Annotated in this window: 17 protein-coding genes and 1 pseudogene; 10 read left to right on the top strand and 8 right to left on the bottom strand. The window is 68.8% G+C overall.

Features of this window, described 5'->3' with window-relative positions; genetic code table 11:
* The coding region (locus ACWCPF_RS44485) for an oxidoreductase (protein ID WP_451050866.1) at positions 1 to 566 on the bottom strand (566 nt) is incomplete at its 3' end.
* A gap of 128 nt (positions 567 to 694) precedes the next feature.
* On the opposite strand from ACWCPF_RS44485, the gene ACWCPF_RS44480 reads away from it, so the two are divergent.
* Positions 695 to 1066: a MerR family transcriptional regulator gene (locus ACWCPF_RS44480; protein ID WP_451050865.1), complete on the top strand. Its 372-nt coding sequence runs from the start codon at positions 695 to 697 to the stop codon at positions 1064 to 1066.
* 297 nt (positions 1067 to 1363) lie between these two features.
* Here the strand turns inward: ACWCPF_RS44480 and ACWCPF_RS44475 are convergent, their stop codons facing one another.
* A complete protein-coding gene (locus ACWCPF_RS44475) occupies positions 1364 to 2050 on the bottom strand; it encodes a response regulator transcription factor (RefSeq protein WP_451050864.1) in 687 nt (228 codons plus the stop codon).
* A complete protein-coding gene (locus tag ACWCPF_RS44470) occupies positions 2050 to 3213 on the bottom strand; it encodes a sensor histidine kinase (RefSeq protein ID WP_451050863.1) in 1164 nt (387 codons plus the stop codon). Before ACWCPF_RS44470 ends, ACWCPF_RS44475 begins: the two co-directional genes overlap by 1 nt.
* 108 nt (positions 3214 to 3321) lie before the next feature.
* Here ACWCPF_RS44470 and ACWCPF_RS44465 point away from each other — a divergent pair, with 108 nt between their 5' ends.
* Positions 3322 to 5316, top strand: a complete 1995-nt coding sequence (locus ACWCPF_RS44465; RefSeq protein WP_451050862.1) for an alpha/beta fold hydrolase — start codon at positions 3322 to 3324, stop codon at positions 5314 to 5316.
* A gap of 1180 nt (positions 5317 to 6496) precedes the next feature.
* Positions 6497 to 7501: an alpha/beta hydrolase gene (locus ACWCPF_RS44460; RefSeq protein WP_451050861.1), complete on the top strand. Its 1005-nt coding sequence runs from the start codon at positions 6497 to 6499 to the stop codon at positions 7499 to 7501.
* 218 nt (positions 7502 to 7719) lie between these two features.
* On the opposite strand, the gene ACWCPF_RS44455 is transcribed toward ACWCPF_RS44460, so the two are convergent.
* On the bottom strand, positions 7720 to 8430 hold the full coding sequence (locus ACWCPF_RS44455) for a TetR/AcrR family transcriptional regulator (protein ID WP_451050860.1): 711 nt from the start codon (positions 8428 to 8430) through the stop codon (positions 7720 to 7722).
* A 95-nt stretch (positions 8431 to 8525) separates the two neighbouring features.
* Here ACWCPF_RS44455 and ACWCPF_RS44450 point away from each other — a divergent pair, with 95 nt between their 5' ends.
* Positions 8526 to 9821, top strand: coding sequence for an MFS transporter (locus tag ACWCPF_RS44450; protein WP_451050859.1), 1296 nt, complete (start codon positions 8526 to 8528; stop codon positions 9819 to 9821).
* A gap of 160 nt (positions 9822 to 9981) precedes the next feature.
* On the top strand, positions 9982 to 11778 hold the full coding sequence (locus ACWCPF_RS44445) for a glycoside hydrolase family 3 protein (protein WP_451050858.1): 1797 nt from the start codon (positions 9982 to 9984) through the stop codon (positions 11776 to 11778).
* Between the two features lie 269 nt (positions 11779 to 12047).
* On the opposite strand, the gene ACWCPF_RS44440 is transcribed toward ACWCPF_RS44445, so the two are convergent.
* Both ACWCPF_RS44440 and ACWCPF_RS44435 read right to left on the bottom strand, forming a co-directional pair.
* Complete coding sequence (locus ACWCPF_RS44440; RefSeq protein ID WP_451050857.1) at positions 12048 to 12536, bottom strand: GNAT family N-acetyltransferase; 489 nt, start codon at positions 12534 to 12536, stop codon at positions 12048 to 12050.
* 76 nt (positions 12537 to 12612) lie between these two features.
* Positions 12613 to 13050, bottom strand: a pseudogene (locus ACWCPF_RS44435) (transposase); the annotation flags it as partial.
* 382 nt (positions 13051 to 13432) lie between these two features.
* Here ACWCPF_RS44435 and ACWCPF_RS44430 point away from each other — a divergent pair.
* From ACWCPF_RS44430 to ACWCPF_RS44410, 5 genes are read left to right on the top strand one after another with little or no spacing between them, the layout of a single operon-like run.
* A complete protein-coding gene (locus ACWCPF_RS44430; protein WP_451050856.1) occupies positions 13433 to 13789 on the top strand; it encodes an antibiotic biosynthesis monooxygenase family protein in 357 nt (118 codons plus the stop codon).
* A 38-nt stretch (positions 13790 to 13827) separates the two neighbouring features.
* Complete coding sequence (locus tag ACWCPF_RS44425; RefSeq protein WP_451050855.1) at positions 13828 to 14451, top strand: TetR/AcrR family transcriptional regulator C-terminal ligand-binding domain-containing protein; 624 nt, start codon at positions 13828 to 13830, stop codon at positions 14449 to 14451.
* A gap of 40 nt (positions 14452 to 14491) precedes the next feature.
* On the top strand, positions 14492 to 15907 hold the full coding sequence (locus tag ACWCPF_RS44420) for an ester cyclase (protein ID WP_451050854.1): 1416 nt from the start codon (positions 14492 to 14494) through the stop codon (positions 15905 to 15907).
* On the top strand, positions 15904 to 16626 hold the full coding sequence (locus tag ACWCPF_RS44415; protein WP_451050853.1) for an SDR family oxidoreductase: 723 nt from the start codon (positions 15904 to 15906) through the stop codon (positions 16624 to 16626). The genes ACWCPF_RS44420 and ACWCPF_RS44415 overlap by 4 nt, the downstream gene beginning before the upstream one ends.
* 28 nt (positions 16627 to 16654) lie before the next feature.
* On the top strand, positions 16655 to 17425 hold the full coding sequence (locus ACWCPF_RS44410; protein WP_451050852.1) for an SDR family NAD(P)-dependent oxidoreductase: 771 nt from the start codon (positions 16655 to 16657) through the stop codon (positions 17423 to 17425).
* A 499-nt stretch (positions 17426 to 17924) separates the two neighbouring features.
* Here ACWCPF_RS44410 and ACWCPF_RS44405 read toward each other — a convergent pair whose 3' ends face one another.
* Together ACWCPF_RS44405 and ACWCPF_RS44400 are read right to left on the bottom strand one after the other, a co-directional pair.
* Complete coding sequence (locus tag ACWCPF_RS44405; protein WP_451050851.1) at positions 17925 to 20027, bottom strand: DHA2 family efflux MFS transporter permease subunit; 2103 nt, start codon at positions 20025 to 20027, stop codon at positions 17925 to 17927.
* 230 nt (positions 20028 to 20257) lie between these two features.
* Positions 20258 to 20884, bottom strand: a complete 627-nt coding sequence (locus ACWCPF_RS44400; protein ID WP_451050850.1) for a Dps family protein — start codon at positions 20882 to 20884, stop codon at positions 20258 to 20260.
* Positions 20885 to 21517: the final 633 nt, after the last annotated feature.

The following is a 21517-nucleotide window of genomic DNA, read 5'->3' as shown; positions in this document are numbered from 1 at the left end:
AGGAACTGTGAGATCAGGTAGCCGTTCGCGCCGTGCAGTTCGACGCCGTCGAAGCCGGCGTCGACAGCGCGCCGGGCGGCTTCGGCGTACGAGCGCGCCTGCTCGGGCACCTCGGAGAGGTCCAGGGCGCGGGGCACCGGCGCGGGCCGCGGCCCGACCGGGGTGAACACCTCGCCCACGGCGGCGACCGCCGACGGACCGACCGGCTGGAGACCGGTGGTGTCGGCGTGCGAGACCCGGCCGCCGTGCATGATCTGGGCGAAGATCCGCCCGCCGTTGGCGTGCACGGCGTCGGTGACGGACCGCCAGGAGGCCACCTGCTCATCGGTGTGCAGGCCCGGGGTGCCCGGGTTGGACTGCCCGACCGGGCTGGGCTGCACCCCCTCGGTGACGATCAGCCCGGCGGTGGCCCGCTGGGCGTAGTAGGCCGCCATGGACGGGGTGGCGAGACCCCCCGCCTCGGCCCGGACCCGGGTCATCGGGGCCATCACGACCCGGTTGGGCAGCTCCAGACCTCCCAGCCGGTAGCGGTCCAACAGCGTGGTCGTGCCGGTCTTGCCGGTCATGCCGAACTCCTTTGTGCGGTACGGGATTTGGGAACGGCGGGCCGTCCGACGGATACGCTAGAACCTGACACCAATGTGAGGTGCAAGCCCTGGAGCCAGGTCGGGGCAGGGTCGGTCGGGAGGGTGAGATGCGGATCGGTGAACTCGCGGCGCGCAGTGGAGTGAGTGTCCGTTCGCTGCGCTACTACGAAGAGCAGGGACTGCTCGTCAGCACCCGTAGCAACGGCGGGCAGCGGCACTTCACGCAGGACGACATCGTGCGGGTCGACTTCATCCAGCGTCTGTACACGGCCGGACTGTCCAGCCGCACCATCATGGAACTGATGCCGTGCCGCGACGCGCCCAGCGACGAGAACTCCGACTCCGCGCTGGAACGCATGGCCCAGGAACGCGACCGGCTCTGCGCCCACATCGAGGAACTGCTGCGCGCCCGCGACTCGCTCGACGTCCTGATCGCCGCGGCCCGGGCCGACCGCGACGACCGCCGGACCGCCGCATGAAAACCCGGACAGTCCCCTCGGCAGACCCCGACTCGCGGACTGGCCACAGCTGTTCGGTGCTCTCGTGCGGTGGCGTCCCGCCGTACAAGAGCACCGAGTGTCGAGAAGATGTTCATGCGAGAAGCCCGGTGGTGACCTTCGTGAACCAGCGCGTTTCCTCTTCGGCAACGAGGTGCGCCGTTGGCCGGTCGGCGCAGAAACCGTCCGGGTCGGCTGCCTTGAGCCACAGCAGTCACACAGCGTCTCCGAGGAGAACACGCGCTCGGTCGACAGCTCGACCGGCCGTGTTCGAGGAGCCTACTCCGAGCGCTGCACGAACCCATTCCTCGCGAATCCGGTGAGGTGGGCGTAGGCAACGGCGTGGGTGCGGTCCCGTAGATCGAGCTTGCGCAGGATGCTCGACACGTGTGACTTCACCGTCTGAACGCCGACATGGAGGTGCCCGGCGATCTCCGCGTTGGTCCGGGCGTGGGAGAGCAACTGCAGTACCTCACGCTCGCGGACGGTCAGCCGGCCGATGCCGTCCGCCGCGGCCGGTGTATCCAGAGAGTCGGCGAAGCGGGCGACGTGGCGCCTGACGATGGACGGGTCGATGAGCACGTCGTCCCGGGCAGCGATCCGGACTGCGGCGATCATCTCCTCGGCGGGCAGCGACTTGAGCAGGAAACCGCGGGCGCCGGCGCTCATGGCCCGGTGGACGTAGTCGTCGGTGTCATGCATGGTGAGCACAATGATCCTGGTGCGGTTGCCGGGCGTGGCCAGGATCGCCGAGGCCGCGCCCAGACCGGTGCGGCGCGGCATGCGGATGTCGAGGACGGCGACGTCGGGGCGTAAGCGGAGCACCGCGTCGACCGCCTGTTCGCCGTCCGCGGCCTCGGCCACGACATCGATGTCGTCCTGGGATTCGAGAATCGCGCTGAATCCCGAGCGGAAGGCCGCATGGTCGTCCGCGATGAGCACGGTGATGCGGGAGGTCGTCGTCATCAGGGTCTTCCCAAGGGTAGGGAAACGGCGGTTCGCCAGGTGTGGCCGTCTGCTCGCGGGCCGCTGCTGAGGCGTCCGCCGAACGCCAGCACGCGGGTACGGATGCCGGTCAGGCCACGGCCCTCACGGGCCGTGGCTCCCGAGGAGGAGCAGGGGTTGACGGTCTCGATCTCCAGTCGGCCTGCCGTGTGACGGACCACCACGTCCGTGGCGCCGCCGGCTCCGTGGCGCAGCGCGTTGGTCAGCATTTCCTGGACGATGCGGAACAGGGCGGCGTCGAGCCGGGCAGGAAGGGCGGGCGACTCCCCGACGGTTCGCAGCCGTATCGTGAGACCCGTCCCCCGCAGGCCGTTCACCAGTTGCTCGACGTCTCCCAGGCCGGGCTCCCGGACGGCCCCCGATCGCTGCCCCAGCAGCAGGTCGAGCATCTGCCGCAGATCGTGCAGCGCCAGCCGGCTGGAGTCCTCGACCGAGCGCACCGACGCGAGGGCGGCCCGGTCACCGTCGGCGCGGTTCAGCCGCAGCCGTGCCGCCCCGGCATGCACGCTGATCGCGCTGACATGGTGAGTGACGACATCGTGCAGATCACGGGCGATGGCGGCCCGGTCCTCGGCGACGGCCCTCTCGACCGCCTCCCGGGCATCCCGCTCCTCCTGCTCGGCCTGCCGTCGCAACTCGTCCAGATAGGCACGGCGGGCGGTCGTGTAGCGGCCGACGAGCCACGAGATCAAGCCGATCTTGGCAGCGGTGACACCGACGTACCAGTCGAGCGCGTACCCCCGGGCGAGATGCGCGAGCACGAGGCCGACGATCACCGCGACGAGCGTGGCGACGGCCTGCCTGCCCCGCAACCAGGCCCCCGCCCGGTACGACGCGACCAGGATGCCTGCCTCGTTGAGCCGCAGATGGAGCGGCCCGCCCAGCAGCACTGCGCAGACCACGTTCACCGAGACACCGGCCACTGCGACAGCCCCCGACCACCGCGTCCGGCCGGCGAGCGCGGCATCGGCGGCGACGACGCAGATCAGGGCGAAGGCCCAGGAGGCGCCGAGGGTCGGGAAGTCCTGCAGTAGAAAGGCCAGTACGTCGGCGCACACGCAGACGCCCGCGACCAGGAGCGACTGGCGCTTCAGGCCGGTCCGAGCCCTGGCGGAAGTGTTCAAGGGTCCCCCGACGGCCTCGGCCAACCTGCGACGATCACACGTAACCGTGCCGGTCGCATCCCTCTCGCGGGGGAAGATCGGGCACACGTGCGTTCCTACGGTATCGGAATGGCACTTCTCAGATCCTGGCGCCCCCTTCTGGCCTTCGTGGTCACGGGAGGAATCCTGTTGTCGCTCTGCTACTTGGCAGCGCGGTCGGAGGAGACCCTGTCCGTACCCGAAGGGGCGGCGCCCGGTTCGCTGACCATGCGGTCCTGCGACTACGACACCGAAGCCGGAAGCGTCGCCGCCGACTGCGGCACACTCGTCGTCCCGGAGAACCGGAGCGACCCCGAGTCCGACCTGATCGCGCTCCCGGTGACGCGTGTGCGTGCTGTCTCCGACCACCCCAAGGAACCGGTCTTCCGGCTGGGCGGCGGCCCCGGAGCCACGAACATGGACTTCCCGGAGGCAAGCCGGCTCACCGACGACCACGACGTGGTGCTGGTCGGTTACCGGGGCGTCGACGGATCGAGCCGTCTCGACTGCCCCGAGGTCAGCGCGGTCATGCAGTCCTCCGACGGGATCGCGGACGCCAAGACCCTGCCTGCCACGACCCGGGCCTTCAAGCTGTGCGCGGACCGGTTGACGGACGACGGCACCGATCTCGCTGGCTACTCCGCCGTCCAGCGGGTCGAGGACATGGAGGCCGCGCGTACCGCCCTGGGCTACGAACGGATCAACCTGTTCAGTTCGAGCGCCGGAACCCGCAGCGCCATGATCTACTCCTGGCGCCATCCGAAGGTGCTGCTCCGGTCCGTGATGGTCTCGGTCAATCCTCCCGGTCACTTCCTCTGGGACCCGCGCATCACCAACGCGCAGTTCGACCAGTACGCGCAGTTGTGCAGCAACGATGACGCCTGCGCCGACCGCACGCCGGACCTCGCGGAGTCGATCCGGAAGACCGCCGCCGACATCCCCGAACGCTGGGGGCCCTTCCGCATCAAGGACACCAACGTCCGGGTCCTGAGCCAGTACGCCATGCACCACAACGGCCCGGCCTCGGCACCGAACAACGCGCCGACCGTCATCGATGCCTATCTGAGTGGGGACAGCCGCGCGCTGTGGGCGATGTCGGTCCTCGGCGACCTCGCGCTGCCGGAGTCGATCGTGTGGGGTGAGTTCGCCTCGTTCGCCATGATCGACGGCCCGGCGGCACAGGAGTACTACGACAACGGCGGTGATCCGGGCTCGATACTCGGCAATGCGTCGACCGACTTCCTCTGGGCCGGGAAGTCGGGTCTGGCCACGGTGTGGCCGGACAGTCCGGACAACGCCGAGTACCGCGAGGTACGGCCGAGTGACGTCGAGACCCTTCTCGTCAGCGGCGAGGTCGACTTCTCCACTCCCGCGCAGCTGGCCACGGACGAGTTGCTGCCCTCGCTGTCCCGCGGACAGCAGGTGATCCTTCCCGGACTGGGGCACACCGCCGACTTCTGGGAGCACCGCCCAGAGGCCGGCAAGCGCCTGCTGACCACCTTCTACGACACCGGCAAGGTGGACAGCTCCCGGTTCGACCGGCGGCCGGTCGACTTCGAAGCTGTTCCCTGGAGCATGTCCACGATCGCCGAGCTGTTGATCGGTGTCGCCCTGGCCGGCGCCGTCCTGGGCCTCGGCCTGCTCGCCGTGATCGCTCGCAGGTCGCGCCGACGCGGTGGTTTCGGCCCCCGGGCGAGCATCTGGATGCGCGTCCTGACGCCGGTTCCGCTGGGCCTCGGGGGATGGCTGCTGGGGGTCCTGCTGGTCTGGACGGTCGTGCCGGACGACTTCGTGGGCAGCGCGACCGTCATCGTGCCGGGGACGGGCCTGCTGATCGGCCTCGGCGCCTACCTGGCCTGGACCCGCCGCGAGCAGCCGCCCCGGCTCCGGCGCGCCGGACTGATCGCGGCGGTCTGCGGTGCGTTCCTCGGCGCATGGCTCGGTTCCTATGCGATCACGGGTCTCCTGGCCCCTGCTACGGGCATCGTCGGAGCGGGTGCAGCAGCGAATCTCGGGCTGCTGTGTGTCACGCACTTCCGAGGGCGGCTGCCGGGCCGCGTTCGCAACGAACCGGTGACCCCATGACTCCGTGGCTCGCCCGGCTCGGGGCTCGTCCTCCGCGCGCGAGCGGTGAGGCCCGCCGTTCCATCCGGCCCCACACGAAGAACCGTGCGACTGCCTGGCACCTGTACGGCGGTCTGCCGCACGGGTGGTGCCGGCACCTTCATAGCGCCTCCGTGCCAACGTCACCGCACGCAGCAACCACTCGACCGGCCCGTACGGGACGCGCCGAAGCAGCCACCGAGCCATGAACAGCGACTGGGTGGGGTAGTTGGCCAGCGCCACACGGCCGGCCGGGGCCGGCACACCACCCAGTCGTCGTCCCCGACGGGTGCGTAGCAGGAGCGGCAGTTCGTAGGTGTCCGCAGCGGTCAGCGCGGGAGCAGTGCGCACCCCGACAGTCGATCCGACCTCGTACCAGCGCGCGGCCAAGGGCCCATTGCGGCAGACCGCCATGAGAACGCTGCCGGTCAGGCCGATCGACAGGCCGCAGACGACGATGCGCACCATCCATGCGGGTACCGGCCGGGCTCGGAGAGCACACCATGCCGGCCCGCGGCAACGCCCACCAGGAACGCCGCCGGCATGTCTCCGCCGTAGAGGATGTTCCACCCCAGCCCGTCGCGTGGCCAGGGCAGATTGGTCCTGATGACCGAGCCGGGACCACCCCGACGGGCAGCCACCTCCTCGTTGACCACAGCCGTGATGTCCTGTGCGCGCACGAACTCCGCATGGGCCACGGTGAACAGGCCCCGGGCCGGGAGGCACACGGCGGTCCCCTCGACAAGCCGGCCGCGGGCCGTATCACCGTACGTGGCACGATGTCCCGGAGCGCGAACAGCAGGAGGCTCAACACCGCGTAGACACTGAGTACGTCGCCGGGGAGCAGCAGAGCCCACGGGCGAGGCCGAGCAGGAACAAGCAACTCAGACGACGCAAGGGGCGGGGAGCAAAGGCCACTTCCGCGCGTTCGGCCGAGGCCCCGTACAAGCCCTCCGGGTGACATCGATTCGCGGGCTCGACGGGCGTCTCGGCAGCAGAGGCATTGTCGTCAGACGCCATGACATCTCGGCGATCGAGGCAGACCCTTTCCCGCAGCAGACCTGGAAGCCCTGCGTTGGGTACGCTCCTCCCTCACCAGCCAGCCGGATCCCCGGACAGGCACTCGGTGTTCGAGGCCGGCCTTCCGTCGAGGAGCCGCACGATGGCGACGCCGAACCCCGCACATCCACCCCTGCACATACCGGCACGGGACATTCCGGTTCCCACCTCGGTGAGTCCTCAGGCACAGGCCATGCTCGCCCAGGGAATCACCGGACCGGCACCGGACTGGCCCGCGCCGGACGACGTCCAGGGCTGGCGCGAGATGGTCGCGGCCATGGACGCCGGCCTGGCTGCCCTGGTCACGGCGGGCGCAGCCGGGGCCGTTCCCGCCGGGACGGTCGTCAAGGATCTGAAGGTGGGCGACGTGCCCGTCTACGCAGTCACCCCTGAGGGCGTCGATCCCGCCGACCGCCGGGCGTATCTCGACATCCACGGGGGCTCGTGGACGCTCTGCGGCGGCGAGATCTGCCGCGCCGTCGCCATCGCCACGGCCCCCGCGATCGGCGCCCCGGTGTGGGCGGTCGACTACCGGATGCCGCCCGACCATCCCTACCCCATCCCACTCGACGACTGCCTGGCCGTCTACCGGACGCTGCTGGACGATCACCGCCCGGAGGACATCGTCGTCGGCGGTGTCTCGGCGGGCGGGAACCTCGCGGCGGCGCTGATGCTGCGGGTCCGGGACGAGGGGCTGCCGCTGCCGGCGGCGGTCGTGCTGTCGACCCCGGTCACCGACCTGACCGAGGCCGGTGACACCTGGCAGACCAACATGGGCATCGACACCGTGCTGATCGACAGCCTTCAACCCGCGGTGCGGCTCTACGCCGGCGGCCACGACGTGCGCGATCCGTACCTCTCACCGCTCTTCGGTGACTTCGCCAAGGGCTTCCCGCCCACGATCCTGCTCTCGGGCACCCGCGACTGCCTGCTGTCGGACACGGTGCGCCTGCATCGTGCGCTCCGGGCCGCCGGAGTCCCCGCCGAGCTGCACGTCTTCGAGGCGGCCGGCCACGGCGGCTTCCACGGCACGGCACCCGAGGATCAGGACCGGGCCGGCGAGATCCGCAGGTTCGTCGACGCGCACTGGGGCCGCAGCGGCCGATAGCCACGGGCCGGCGAGTTCTGCCCGACGCCGAGGATCGGCGGTACGGAGGACTCGCCGGGTCCGCGAGCAGGGGAAAGCGCACAGGGGAAGGAGCGCATCGGATCCGGAAAGTCACACGGCGCTGAGGATGGGCAGGAGCGCGTGGCGACACCGCATGCTTCGGACGCGTCTCCCGGTCGTCTTCCTCGTACCGTCCGGATCGACGTGTGTGCGCCCGGTCAGGACGTGCCGGTGTCCGCTCCTTCGGCGTGGAACCCCGCAGGCTCTGCCGCCACGACCGAGATGGACTCGAAGGCGGTGATCGCGGTCGGGGTCATGACGTTGAAAATGGCGGCTCGGACCTCTTGGGCCATGTCGATGGTGCGGTCGAACAGCCATTGCGCCTGAAGGCCGTCCATGAGGGCGGTGAGCCGGAGGGCCGCTGTGTCCGGGTCCACGTCACGGCGAAGATGGCCGGCCTCATGGGCCTGCCACAACGCGCGCGCGGTGCCGCGGCGGATGCGGTCGTAGCGCTCGACAAAGTAGCCGTGGGCCGGGTGATCGGGGTCTGACGCTTCCGCCGACAGGCGGACGAAGAGCTCGATCAGCCCGGGCATGAGCTGGTTGTGCCCGGCGAGATCGACCATTCCCCGGAGCACGCCGAGGCCCTCGGGAAGGCCGACGTACGGCCGGAACCGGGCGCGGTCCTCGGCGTCGCGGTCCACGAGAACGGCCCTCAGGAGGGCCTCTTTGTCGGGGAAGTAGTGCAGCAGACCGGCGCGCGAGATGTCGCAGGCGGCGGCGATCTCGAGAATCGTCGCCGCCCCGAAACCTTTCTGCGCGAAGTGTTCCGCAGCGGTGTGGATGATCGCGGCTCGTCGGGCCCGCCCTTTGGCGTAGCCGTTCCGCTGATCAGCCTTGCGCGTCCTCGCCGGGACAGTGGGCCTCATGGATCCGACTCTAGCAGGGGTATTGACGAATACTTACACGAGTGTAGATATTTGGTTTCCGCCACATGTCGTGGCCCGTCCCCACAGGAGTCGCCATGCTCGAAACCCCTCCGGAGGCTCCGGCCGCAGTCGTCGAACCCACTCGCCTTCCCCGCGGCTACGTGCCCCGCCTTGCGGGTGCCCAGTTCGGCATGTATATGGCGATACTGACCCCGCTCGTCGGCGGACTGTCCGTCAGGATCCAGCACCTGGTGGGAGTCGACGCGGCGGCGACCCAGCTGGGGTTGGTGACCGGGACCGGTGCGTTGTTCGCGATGGTGTGCCAGCCGCTGGCCGGACGGCTGTCCGACCGCAGCACGTCCCGGTTCGGCATGCGCCGGCCGTTCGTCGTCGGCGGCGTCCTCGCGATGTTCCTGGCGCTGACGGTCTGCGCGATCGCCCCTGACGTAACGATTCTGCTGGTGGCCTGGTGCGTCGCTCAGGGCGCGGCGAACTTCGCCTTCGCCGGTGCCACGGCCACCGTCGCCGACCAGGTACCGGAGAACAAGCGAGGGTTCGTCTCGGGCGTCATCGGGGCGAGCACCCCGCTCGGCATCCTCGTCGGATCGGCGCTGCTGTCCTTCCTGTCCACCGACTTCCTGCGGTTCTTCGTCCCCGCCCTGTTCGCTCTCGCGTTCGGGACCTGGTTCGGCCTCAGACTGAAGGACCGCGTCCGCGCGGAGCCGCCCACGGAACCGCTGGGCCTGCGCAGCCTGCTCATGTCCTTCGTGTTCAACCCCCGCAAGAACCCGGACTTCGGCTGGGCCTGGCTGAGCAGGTTCTTCATCGTGCTCGGCTACGGCGCCCTGAGCGGCTATCTCACGCTGTTCCTGGCCGCCCACTTCGGCATGACCGACACGGACGAGCAACTGAGGTTCAACGCCATCGCCAACACTCTGAACATCGCCCCGCTCATGGTGTGCGCCGTCCTCGGCGGGTTCCTGTCCGACCGGATCGGGCGGCGCAAGCCGTTCGTCCTGATCTCGGGCCTGGTCATCTCCGGCGCACTCGTCGTGGCCGCCTTCACTCCCGCGATGGGGGGTGCCGGACTCCCGGTCCTGCTGGTCGTCGAGGTCGTCATCGGCATCGGCGCCGGCATGCTCTTCGCCGTCGACCAGGCACTCTGCATCCAGCTGCTGCCCAACAAGGAGGACACCGCCAAGGACCTCGGCGTGCTCAACATGGCCAACACCCTGCCCACGTCGGTCTCCCCGTTCCTGGCAGGCGTCCTGGTCATCCCGGTGGGAAACTCCCTGCTGGGCGGCACCGGCTACTCGACGTGGTTCATCGTCTCGGCACTGTTCTGTGTGATCGGGTCGCTCATGATCACCCGGGTCAAGAGCGCCACGTGACCGCCGTACGGCCGACTGCCTGACCGCCACCCGCACTGTTCCTGCCCGCCCGGCCGCCTCCCAGGAGTCCGCCGGGCGGGCAGCGCAGAGGCGGAGAACACGCCCCCGCTCACCGATACCAACCCCCCACACGCATGTACTTCAGAGAGGCCCCAGCACCATGACCACCGAGCCCCGTCACCCCTACCAGGACGCTTCGCTCGGCGTCGACCAGCGAGTCGAGGACCTGCTGTCCCGTATGGGGCCCAAGGACAAGGCCGCACTGATGTTCCAGCCCATGTCCACCGTCGCCCCTCTGGACGAGCCCGGCCAGTTCGGCGTGCCGTCGATGGGATCCCTGCTGGCCAAGGGCATCACCCACTTCAACATCCTGTACGGCCCGACCGCCCGCGCGATCGCCGAATGGCACAACGCCGTGCAGCGGACGGCGCTCCGGCACCCGCTCGGGATCCCGGTCAGCATCTCCAGCGACCCCCGGCACGCCTTCACGAACAACCCCATGACGGCGCTGGTGGCCGGTCCGTTCTCGCAGTGGCCCGAACCGCTCGGCTTCGCCGCGATCGGCTCGCCCGAAGTGGTCCGGCACTGGGCCGACACCGTACGGCGCGAGTACCTCGCCGTCGGCATCCGGGTCGCGCTGCACCCGCAGATCGACCTCGCCACCGAGCCCCGCTGGTCACGCATCAGCGCCACCTTCGGCGAGGACGCCGACCTGACCACCCGGCTCGCCGTCGCCTACGTACGCGGCCTCCAGGGCGAGCAGGTCGGGCCCGAGTCGGTCTCCGCCATGGCCAAACACTTCCCCGGCGGCGGCCCGCAGAAGGACGGGGAGGACCCGCACTTCGCCTACGGCCGCGAACAGGTCTACCCCGGCGACAACTTCACCTACCACCTGGAGCCGTTCAAGGCCGTCATCGAGGCCGGCGTCTCGCAGATGATGCCGTACTACGGCATGCCCGTCGGAACGGAGTTCGAGGAGGTCGGCTTCGGCTTCAACAAACAGATCATCACCGGCCTGCTGCGCGAGCAGCTCGGCTACGACGGCATCGTCTGCGCCGACTGGGGCATCCTCGGCCACACCTGCTGGGGCGTGGAACACCTCAGCTACGACGAGCGCATGCTCAAGGCCCTCGACGCCGGACTCGACCAGTTCGGCGGCGAGTTCAAGACCCATGTGCTGGTCGACCTGGTCAAGGGCGGCCGCGTCGCGGAGGAGCGCCTCGACACCTCCGTACGACGCTTGCTGCGCGAGAAGTTCCGCCTCGGCCTGTTCGACAACCCCTTCGTCGACGCCGAGCGGGCCGACCTCGTCGTCGGCACCGCCCAAGCACGCGCCGACGGGCTCGCCGCACAGGCGGCCGCGCACGTCCTCCTCAAGAACGACGCCGGCCCCGCCCACCTGCCCCTCACCGCACCCCTGCGCCTCTACGCCGAGGGCCTGTCCGCTGAAGCGGTCGGCGCCCGCGCCACCCTCGTCGACACCCCCGCCGAGGCGGATGTCGCCGTACTGCGCGTGGATGCGCCCTTCGAGCACCGGCCGGGCCCCGTCGAGGCGTTCTTCCGCGCCGGGTCTCTCGCCTTCCCGGACGAGGAGATCGAGCGCATCCGGACCATCTGCGAGACCGTCCCGACCGTCCTCGCCGTCTACCTCGACCGCCCGGCCGTCCTCACCGGCATCGCCGAGCACGCCGCGGCGATCACCGGCAACTTCGGCGCCTCCGACGAGGCCTTCGTCCGGATCCTGTTCGGCGAGGCCCAGCCCGAGGGCAAGCTGCCGTTCGACCTGCCGTCCTCCATGGACGCCGTGACCGCCAGCCGGTCCGACGTCCCCTTCGACACCGAGAACCCGTTGTTCCGCTTCGGCTTCGGCCTGCGCTACGAGAACTGGACTCCCGCCACCGCACCCGTCCCGAGCGCATCGCCGACCGGTCGGGGCACAGTGCCGACGGGGCGGTAGAACCCCGACACAGCGACCCGTGGTACGGAGGGAGCGCCGGGCGGCGCGGAGCCATACGTCCTCATGAGACGGAGACCGTCGACACCGCCCCGCGCGAAGTGCCGGCAGACCGATGCCGAGCGCCCGCGCTTCCGACCAGCGCTCTCACCGTCGGGCAAGCCGTCCCACAGGGTTCGGTCGGGTTCCATCGAGTACGCACGTGCCTCGGCAAGCATGGGCAGGACGAAGGACGACCCGTCCGCTGACAGATCCCGCGAAGGTGACTGAGCCTACGTGAGCTCCTTCCGCATCAACGTGCACATCGTGTCGTAGCGGCGCAACGATCCATCAGGAGCTTGTTCGTCCCACGAGTCCGGCTGACGGTCGTACGCGACATATCCCAGCCTTTCGTACAGCGCACGTGCCCGAGGGTTGGTTTCCTCCACACCGAGCTCGGCCTGCCGCAGACCGCGGTTCCTGATCCGCAGTTCTGCGGCTCCAACAAGAAACGTGCCGATCCCGCACGACTGCAATGCGGGGTGGACTGCCAGCTGCCACAACGTGCCGACACCCTCATTGACTTGGTAGTCGACGCCGCCCTTCGCCACAGGGATGTCCGTTGCAGGGCAGACCGCAAGGTAGTCCACCTCGCCGATCCGGGCACGTTCCAACTGCTTGGCGACGCCGGCCAGGTGGTGGTCAGACCCTGCCCACCCGCACGACGCCAGGTCCGCATGCACCAAATCACGGGCTGACAGCTTCAGCACAACATCGATCATCTTCACTACCTCCGGCGAGCCAGCATCCATGCCGGTCACACAGGGCGCAAAGCCGTTTGCTCTGCCCGCACTCCGGTCACGTCCACGGGAGTTGCGCATCGAGGTGGAGGCGGGCTTTGGCGAGGAGTTCGATGCCCATGTAGCGGCGGGCTTCGGTCCACTCGTCGTTCTGCTCGGCCAGGACTGCTCCGACAGGCGGATCAGGGCGGTGTGGTCGGGGAAGATGCCGACCACGTCGGTGCGGCGGCGGATCTCCTTGTTCAGGCCACTCTCGCGGGTTATCGGACCAGATCTGCCGCCAGATCTCGCGCGGGAATGCGGTGAGCGCCGGCAGGTCGTGCTGTGCGGTGTCCACGTGTGCTGCGGCCTTGGGGAACTTGCCTTCCAGGGTGTCCAGGACGTGCCACATCTGGGCCTGGACAGCCGCTGTGTCGGGCCGTTCGAAGACGGTCCGCAGCAGCGTGGCCACCCACGGCTGGGCCGATTTCGGAACCTGGCTCAGCAGATTTCGGACGCAGTGAAGCCGTAAAGAATCAACACGGAGAGGAGGGCGACCACCACGCGCTCTCTGTCATCGAGCTTCTGGGGGGGGAGACACCGCCGCGGCTGCTCGGCCGGCGATCGGCGCCCCTGGAAGGCACGACAAGCTCAGTCTGACGCGAGCCGTAGTGTCCGAATTGCGACGGCCGCTGCCGCGCGCTCCGTCGCCTGCGGAGTGCGGTGTGTAGCCATCGGGGTGATTTCGGCCCCAGGACACGCAGGAGTGTGCCACAGTAGAGCCCCCACTTATGGGGCACCTTGTTCCAAAAATATGCTAGGTTTCCTGCGATCGTGAACTGCGGAGCGCCGGCCTCTACGGGCGCCAGTGCACTCGCCGATACAAGGAGCAGGGCGACATGAGCGACAGCACCATCACCATCCGCGTCGGCGCCGACGGAGCCACGACGATGATCAATCTGTTCACCGTCGAGCCCGGCGACCAGGACGAGCTCGTGCGGCTCGAGGTCACCGGCATGACGGGAATCGCGAGCAAGATGCCCGGGTTCGTGCGGGGCAGCATTCACCGCAGTCTCGACGGAACCCGCCTCGTGAACTACATCCACTGGGCGGACGGCGACGCCTGGCGGAACGCACACGACGTGCTGCAGGCGGACCCGGAGTACCGCGAGCACATGGAGAACGTCCGGCGCATCGCCACCGCCGACCCTCACCCCTACGAGGTCATCGCGGTCATCGACGGCACTGGGGTCTGAGCTTCGGGGCGGGTGATCGCCATCGCTAAGATCCGCCCATGAGTTCGACAGCCGATGAGAAGCCGTCCGGCGGCCGAGTACGCGACCCCCGCCCCAACCGCAACCGCACTCTTGCTCTCGACGCAGCGAAGGCGTTGCTGCTAGAGAGCGGCTGGGATGCGGTCACGCACCTCGCGGTAGCCGATCGCAGCGGACTCGGGCGCACGACGCTGTACCGCTTCTGGCCCGAGCGGGCAGATCTTCTGCACGATCTGATCGAGAGCGAGCTGCCCTCGAACGAGGTGATCCCGACGGGAGACCTGCGGGCCGACTTCATCTCCGAGCTCCTGCGGCTCGCCGATCGCGTCAATGACCCTCGCACGGCCACGATGACCCTCACCGTCACGGAGAGGGCAGCCACGGATCCCCAGTTCGCGAAACTGCGGGATCGCTGGCACCTCGAAGGCACCAAAGGAGTGCGGGAGCTCATCCGTGACGGCGTGGCCGCAGGCCTGCTCGGGCAGGGCATCGCGATGCAGGATGCCGTGGATCAGCTGGCGGGCCCGCTGGTGCTGCGCGGCCTGTTCGCCGCCGCCCCGGTGACGCCGGATTACGTGGAGCGAACGGTCGATCGCTTCCTCCGCGAGTTCGGGCCCGGACGGCTGGAGAATCCGCTCGAATAATTTTTGGAACAGATTGCTCCAAAAATGCTAGCCTCGCTGCATGAACCGAGTGATCGGCGACAAGGACGTCGCCCGCACCAGTCAAGAGGCAGCTCCGAAGCCTCAGTCCAATGCCGAGAAGCTTGTGGCATTCCAGCAGCACTTCGTCGACCAGGGCGACGAGAGCGTGGCGGATCTGCTCCTCGATCCCGACTTCACCGTGGACCGGGCCGGACTCACCAGTGCTCTCGGAGCCCTGGCAGCGATCGGCGAGATAGCACCCGCCCAGCTTCAGAGCAGCGAGCTGAGCAAGATCGAGGGCCTGAAGCAGGCCGCCAAGGTCATGCGTTCGGCGTTCGACGAATGGCGCCATCACGACCACACCCTGATCGCCGACGGTGATCTCGTCACGGGTCACTGGAGTGTGACGGCCCGTCACAGCGGAGAGTTCTTCGGGATCCCGGCTACCGGCCGCACCTTCACCTTCACCGAAGCCGGCACCGCTCGCTTCGAGAACGGCAAGATCAAGGAACTCTGGTTCCTGTCGGACTCCGTCGAGTTCCTTCGCGGCATCGGCTACTCGCTCGCCGGAAAGGCCGCGGGCGACGCCGAGTCGTGGGCCCCCCACCCGAACGTGGACCGGCTCCGGCGCCACTACCAGGCGTTCACGGAACGCGACCTGGACACGATCGCGGCAGGTTACGCCGCCGACGTCGTCTGGCACGGCGACCACGCCCAGCCCGGTGAGGCGCTCGTCGGCCGCGACGCGGTCATGGAGGTCATCGGGCTGCACCTGGACCGCTCGAACGACAGCGCCAGGCACCAGGTGCAGAGCATCGTCGGCAGCGGCGAGTACGTGATGTCCTACCTCACCTACCGCGCGTCCCGCCCCGACGGCCGCACGATTTCCGGCAACGAGTCCCAGATCCACCGGATGAACGCCGACGGCACGATCGCCGAGGTGTGGACCTACCTCGAGGACTCCGCAGGGTTCCGCGAGTGGCAGCAGGAGGAAGGGGACCCGGTCCCCGACGAGGCGGAGAAGGTCGCCGAACATCCTCTCGTCACCCGGATGAAGACGGCGGTGGCCGCGGCCAGCGACTCCCTCGACCTCACGCTCCTGCGCGAGATGATGGCCGAGGACTGTGTGCTGCACGCCGACGGCAACAGCCCCCTCGGCGGCGACCACCACGGCCGTGACACGGCACTGGCCAACTTCCCGAACCTCACGGCGATAGCGGGCGGCACCCTGGCGCTCGAAGTCACCGACATCATGGCCAACGAGAGCTTCCTCGTGATGCTGAACCGGGCCACCGCAGAGCGGAACGGCCAGGACATGGCCCAGATGATCTGCGTGATCTGGCGGTTCGTCGACGGCCGCGCGGTCGAGATCTGGGATCACTTCGCCGACGTGACCAAGTGGGACGCGTTCTGGGAGTCGCCCGCCGCCCCGAACAGCGAAGCAGGTACGAGATGAGCGTCGCACTCGTCACCGGCGGCTCGCGCGGTATCGGCCGCGCCGTCGTGCAGCGTCTGGCCGAGGACGGCTTCGACGTCGCCTTCACGTTCAAGGAGAACACCGCCGCGGCCGAGGAGGCGACCGCTGCCGTCGAGGCGAGCGGGCGCCGCGCCCTCGCACTCCAGGTGGACGCGGCCGACCCCGCCCGGATGAGGGAGGTCGTACAGACCGTCATCGACACCCTCGGCTCCATCACCGTGCTCGTGAACAACGCGGGCGCGGGTGAGGCACGGCCTCTCGCGGACATCACGACGGAGGAGATCCAGCACAACGCCGCGATCAACTTCGTGACACCGTTCGTGATGATGCAGGAGGCGGCGAAGTCGATGCGGCCGGGCGGCCGGATCGTCACGATCTCCACCAGCCTGACGTCGCTGCTGCTGCCGGGCACGGCGCTCGGCACTCCCGCGAAGCTCGCGGGAGAGGCCCTCACGGCCATCGCCGCCAAGGAGTTCGGCCCGCTCGGCATCACCGTCAACGCGATCGCCGCCGGGGCGACCGACACCGAAGGCTTCCGGGCGTCGTCAGGGCACATGCGCGGCGCCATGGAGGCCTCGTCGCCCTTCGGACGGCTCGGCCGGCCCGACGAGATCGCCGCGGCCGTCGCCTTCCTGGTGGGGCCCGACGGTCAGTGGGTCAGCGGTCAGACGGTGCGAGTCAATGGCGCGCTGGTCTGACGGCGGGATGGCGGAAGGAGCCGCCGCCGTGGAGAGCACGCAGCCGGACCGGGGCGGGTCGCTGGCCGGCCGTACCGCGGTCGTCACCGGAGGGAGCTCGGGCATCGGGCTCTCGATCGCCCGGGCCTATGCCTCGCGGGGAGCCCGCGTCGTCATCGGCGCACGCGACGAGAGCAGGGGAGCAGCCGCCGCCGAAGCGATCGGAGCCGAGTTCGTCCGGGCCGACGTCAGCGACGTCGACGAGGGCCGGCGGCTGATCGAGCAGGTCGTCGACCGGTTCGGGCGGGTCGACATCCTGGTGAACACGGCCGGGATCTTCGACGTCGGCCCCTCCGAGGAATTCTCTGAAAAGCGATGGGACGCCGTGGTCTCCACGAAGCTGAAAGGAGCGTTCTTCTGCACGGCTGCGGCGATTCCGGCGATGCGCGAGGCGGGCTGGGGACGGGTCATCACCGTGTCGGCCAATCCCAAGCCGTATCCCGGCGCGGCCGCCTACCGCGCCGCGAACGCGGCCATCGGCGCTCTGACCACCACCTGGGCGCTGGAGTTCGGGAGGTCGGGCATCACTTTCAACGAGATCAGGCCCGGGCTGATCGACACCCCGGCGACGAAACCGATCACGACGAATCCCGCGATGCTCGCGCACACCGTAGCGGGCATCCCGGCCGGGAGGATCGGAGCCAGTGACGAGGTAGCCGCCGCAGCCGTCTACCTGGCGAGCGAGGATGCCCGCTACCTGCAGGGGGCGTCGCTCGTCATCGACGGTGGTCTGAGTCTGGGCTGGTCGTACGGGGACTGACCTCTCCCGTTCGCCTCTGCCGGATTTTGATAGCCAATCCGCCTGGCCGGTGTGGAGGACGGCGGAGCCGATGAAGTTGTCGGAGACCTGAGCTTTCAGCTCCGCGAGCCGGCCGTGATCAGCCGGATCGCGGAGCTGGAGGCGCTCGCGAAGGGGCGCGCTGAGACGGTTGCGCGTCAGGCGCGGTGTCTACGGCAGGTGACCGAGCTCGTCCGAGGCAGCGGTCACCACGTGACTCGGTTCCCCGGTCACTTCAGCGAGGCGCTCCGGGGTACTGGTGCGCTCCGGCCCAACGACGGGGATGGCGCGGAGCGGCAGGGGGTCGTGCGCCGCGAACAAGCGACCGCCGGCGGCAGCGGGCGAGAGCGGGCGGCGGGCCGACGATGTCGACGTCGTTCGTCGCCGCCGGCCCGCGCATTCGTCCGTGTCCGGGCGGACCGACACCGACGGTTCATGGGCAGCGACCGTCCATCGGACTGCGGCCGCCGGAATGCTCCGATCAGCCGCGAACGCCGGCGCCGACAGCTGCGGGATCCCTGCCGGGCGGGCCCAGCCGGGACTCCGACAGGTCTTCGGTGAGAAGGCGTCTGGCGATGCTGTCGAGGGCTTCCTGAAGTTCCGGGCAGCTGGGCCGTCCCAGGTCGTCCTCGACGAGTGCGGCCACTCGCTGCCGCCAGGAGTCTCGGATCGTATCGGCCTCGCTCCGGCCCTGCCCGGTCAGTGTGTAGAGGTCGGCCTGACGGCGCAGGTATCCCTCCTCGACCAGCCGGTGGTAGACCGGGGTGAGGATCTCCACCGGTATCTGCCGGCGATCGGCGATCAGTGTCGGTTCGGCGTGGCCGAGCAGGTGCGTGTGCATGTCGGTCTGCAGGAGAATCCAGGCGCGGCCCATGTCCAGCCGGGATCCGGAATCCGTGAGGGCCTCACGGGCGATGTCCATCCCGCGTCGAGGCAGGATCGAGGCCAGGGCCTGCTCCAGGAGCTGCCGGGAGCTGCCGGTCTGCTCGCCCAGGCCCCCGGTCAGGTCGGTTGAGGCCGACTGGGCGCTGTCGCGCAGTCTGACCTGGCGCAGGAAGAGCGCGACGACGAAGCCGACCACGGCCACTGGAACCGTCCAGCGGAAGACCGTCTCCAGGGCGTTTGCGTAGGCGTCGATGATCGGGAAGGCCGTCGCATCGGGCAGTTTGTGCAGGGACTGCGGCGCGTTGGCCGCCTCGGCAATCCGGTCGGCGGGGACCGTGCCGGTGGCGGCGGCTTCCCGGATCGCGCTGTCCAGTTTCGGGGAGAGCGAGTTCGCGTAGATGGTGCCGAAGACGGCGGTCCCGAACGAGCTGCCCAGGGTGCGCATGAAGGTGACACCCGAGGTGGCCGTCCCCATGTCCGTGTAGTCGACGGTGTTCTGCACGGCGATGGTCAGCACCTGCATGCTCAGGCCGATGCCGCACCCCAGAACGAACATGAACACGGACTCCAGGAGGACGCCGGTGCCACGATCCATCAGGGAAAGCAGGTACAGGCCGATCGCCATCACGAAGCAGCCCGCCACGGGGAACCACCGGTACTGCCCGGTCTTGCTCACCACCGTGCCGCTGAGAAGCGAACAGCTCAGCAGGCCCACCATCATCGGCAGTGTCCGGACGCCGGAGAGCGTCGCCGAGGCGCCGGCCACATATTGCAGGTAGGACGGCAGATAGGTCATCGCGCCCAGCATGGCGAAGCCGACGACGAAGGAGAGGATCACACAGACGGTGAAGACGGAGTTGCGGAACAGGTACATCGACAGCATGGGCTCGGTTGCCCGGGCTTCCACCCAGCAGAACAGCGCGACGGCCACCACACCGGCCGCGAACAGTCCAATGATCGTTGCGGAGCCCCATGCGTACTCGTTCCCGCCCCAGCTGGTCGCCAGGATCAGAGCACTCGCGCCGACGGCGATCAGCGCGATGCCGAGATAGTCCACCCGTGGCCGGTGCGCAGCCTTGGTCTTCGGAATGAACTTCACGGCCAGCACGACCACGGCGATGGCGATCGGCACGTTCACGTAGAAGCACCAGCGCCACGACGCATGGTCCGTGAACAGTCCGCCCACCAGCGGCCCGAGCACCGTCGACGTGCCGAACACACCACCCAGCGCGCCCTGGTACTTGCCGCGCTCGCGCAGCGGGATCACGTCCGCGATCAGGGCCATCGCGGTCACCGTCAGACCGCCCCCGCCGATCCCCTGCAGCGCGCGGAACCCGATCAGCATCGCCATGTTGCCGGACAGGCCGCACAGGAACGAGCCCACGATGAACACCACCGTGGACACGGTGAACAGCGTCTTACGGCCGTAGAGGTCGCCGAACTTGCCCACAAGTACGGTGGAGACGGTCTGGGCCAGCATGTAGGCGGTCACGACCCACGACATGTGCGATCCGCCGCCCAGGTCCGCCACGATCGTCGGCAAGGCCGTGCCCACGATCGTCTGGTCGAGGGAAGCCAGCAGCATGCCCGCCGCAATGGTCACGAACACCAGGTTGCGGTCCCGGCGGCTGAGTACCGCAGGGCCGCTGTCGACCGAAGCGGCGCTGGACTCGGGCGCCTGCGGGGATGAACTGCTCATGGGTGACCTCTTGGTCGATGCGGCAAGCGCTCCTGAAGCCCTCTGTCCGGGCGGGCCCCATCGGCGAACAGGAGAAATGCGTCCCTCGAAAGGGCGCCTCTCGCGTACCGAGGCCGTGCGGTGGGTCCGCCGCGTCGGTCGGGCAGCGTCTCAGACGGGCAGTCGGCGCGGCGGCGGGCACAGGCGGGAAGGCCGGTCTGCTCGGACAGCGCCCAGTCGGCATGAGGTGGTCAGCTCTTGACGAGAGGCGTGTCCACCAGGTGCTCCGCCAGGAACCAGCCCTGCAGTTCCAGGGTCCGGATGACCCCGGAGACCAGCAGGTCCTCGGTTCCGTCGTCACCCATGTCCGACACCCGGGACACCGCATCGTGCGCATCGGACACGATCACCGTGTCGGCTTCCAGCAGGCGCGACAGCATGGCAGGCACCTCCTCGACACCGTCTGGGGCTCGCGGAATCGCCGTGATCTCTGCGATGTGCCGTGGGTCGCCGACCGCCACCCCGCCCAGGGTCTGCACGCGCTCGGCGACTTCGTCGACCAGCTCGAGAAGTTCTCCGGCGTGCTTGTCCAGCAGCAGGTGGAGCGAGTAGAAGGTGGCTCCGCGCATCAGCCAGTGGTGCTTCTTGTAGAGGCTGTACAGAATCTGGAGGTCCGCCAGGATCCGGTTCAGCCGCTGGCAGGAGTACATGCGCGCCTCGTACGTCAGTCCCATGGGGAAGTGCCGCACGGTCCCGAACTCCTGGATGATCTTTCCCTTTTGGTGCAGCCACGGCTGGCTGCTGTTCGGCGGGCCCGCGGCTGCGGCGTTCTCTGCGGGCCTGGCTTCTTTCGTGGCCGGGGACTTCGTCGTCGCCATGGTGCTCTCCTTGTGGGCGAACGAGGATGCTGCGGACCAGGGGTTTTCCGGAGCTTCACGGGGCGCGAGCCCCGGAAACCAAGTCACATAATGCACACACTTTCCAAGGTATTGCACCCTCCCACTCGCTCACCATTCCGGTGTCGAATTTGACCAATTCCGCAGGTAATACCTGGTGAGAAGGCACATCGGGGTGCTGCACGGCTCCCCTTCTGTCACTGAGACAGGACGCCGGAAGCGCACTCATGAGCGTAGTGTGTATTCACAGTGAGGGTCACGCGAAGCCGACGTGCGCTGTTGTCTGCGGGCCCGACGGAACGAGGCGATGCCATGGACATGGACCAAGCGCAGCTGCCGAGGAGTACGCATAGCGTGCTGTTCTCCCTGGCGATGGGGTTGCTGGGTGACGTCGGCCGCCTCCCGACACGGGTTCCGGCGACGCTCTTGAGCGTGCCCGCCTCAAGGACGCGAGTGCCGACCAAGTGGACACGACGCACCGCGCCGCGGAAGGCGACGCGGCCTGATTCCCCCAAGGAGTCACCATGTCTGACCGGATCAATGACCGTCGGGTAACCGGGCGGCACGAGGGACGGACCGCCGTCATCACCGGGGCCGCAGGCGGAATCGGCCGCA

The organism is Streptomyces sp. NPDC001858, assembly GCF_053594615.1.
The sequence above is the reverse complement of the archived record's forward strand: the minus strand, read 5'-3'. Positions and strand labels throughout refer to the sequence as shown.

What these genes read in the sequence shown, in the direction of transcription:
- ACWCPF_RS44455 (WP_451050860.1), bottom strand. Translation starts at nt 8,430, where the DNA reads ATGAGGCCCACTGTCCCGGCGAGGACGCGCAAGGCTGATCAGCGGAAC.
- ACWCPF_RS44480 (WP_451050865.1), top strand. Translation starts at nt 695, where the DNA reads ATGCGGATCGGTGAACTCGCGGCGCGCAGTGGAGTGAGTGTCCGTTCG.
- ACWCPF_RS44405 (WP_451050851.1), bottom strand. Translation starts at nt 20,027, where the DNA reads ATGAGCAGTTCATCCCCGCAGGCGCCCGAGTCCAGCGCCGCTTCGGTC.
- ACWCPF_RS44450 (WP_451050859.1), top strand. Translation starts at nt 8,526, where the DNA reads ATGCTCGAAACCCCTCCGGAGGCTCCGGCCGCAGTCGTCGAACCCACT.
- ACWCPF_RS44440 (WP_451050857.1), bottom strand. Translation starts at nt 12,536, where the DNA reads ATGATCGATGTTGTGCTGAAGCTGTCAGCCCGTGATTTGGTGCATGCG.
- ACWCPF_RS44465 (WP_451050862.1), top strand. Translation starts at nt 3,322, where the DNA reads ATGGCACTTCTCAGATCCTGGCGCCCCCTTCTGGCCTTCGTGGTCACG.
- ACWCPF_RS44415 (WP_451050853.1), top strand. Translation starts at nt 15,904, where the DNA reads ATGAGCGTCGCACTCGTCACCGGCGGCTCGCGCGGTATCGGCCGCGCC.
- ACWCPF_RS44460 (WP_451050861.1), top strand. Translation starts at nt 6,497, where the DNA reads ATGGCGACGCCGAACCCCGCACATCCACCCCTGCACATACCGGCACGG.
- ACWCPF_RS44400 (WP_451050850.1), bottom strand. Translation starts at nt 20,884, where the DNA reads ATGGCGACGACGAAGTCCCCGGCCACGAAAGAAGCCAGGCCCGCAGAG.
- ACWCPF_RS44445 (WP_451050858.1), top strand. Translation starts at nt 9,982, where the DNA reads ATGACCACCGAGCCCCGTCACCCCTACCAGGACGCTTCGCTCGGCGTC.
- ACWCPF_RS44420 (WP_451050854.1), top strand. Translation starts at nt 14,492, where the DNA reads ATGAACCGAGTGATCGGCGACAAGGACGTCGCCCGCACCAGTCAAGAG.
- ACWCPF_RS44430 (WP_451050856.1), top strand. Translation starts at nt 13,433, where the DNA reads ATGAGCGACAGCACCATCACCATCCGCGTCGGCGCCGACGGAGCCACG.
- ACWCPF_RS44475 (WP_451050864.1), bottom strand. Translation starts at nt 2,050, where the DNA reads ATGACGACGACCTCCCGCATCACCGTGCTCATCGCGGACGACCATGCG.
- ACWCPF_RS44425 (WP_451050855.1), top strand. Translation starts at nt 13,828, where the DNA reads ATGAGTTCGACAGCCGATGAGAAGCCGTCCGGCGGCCGAGTACGCGAC.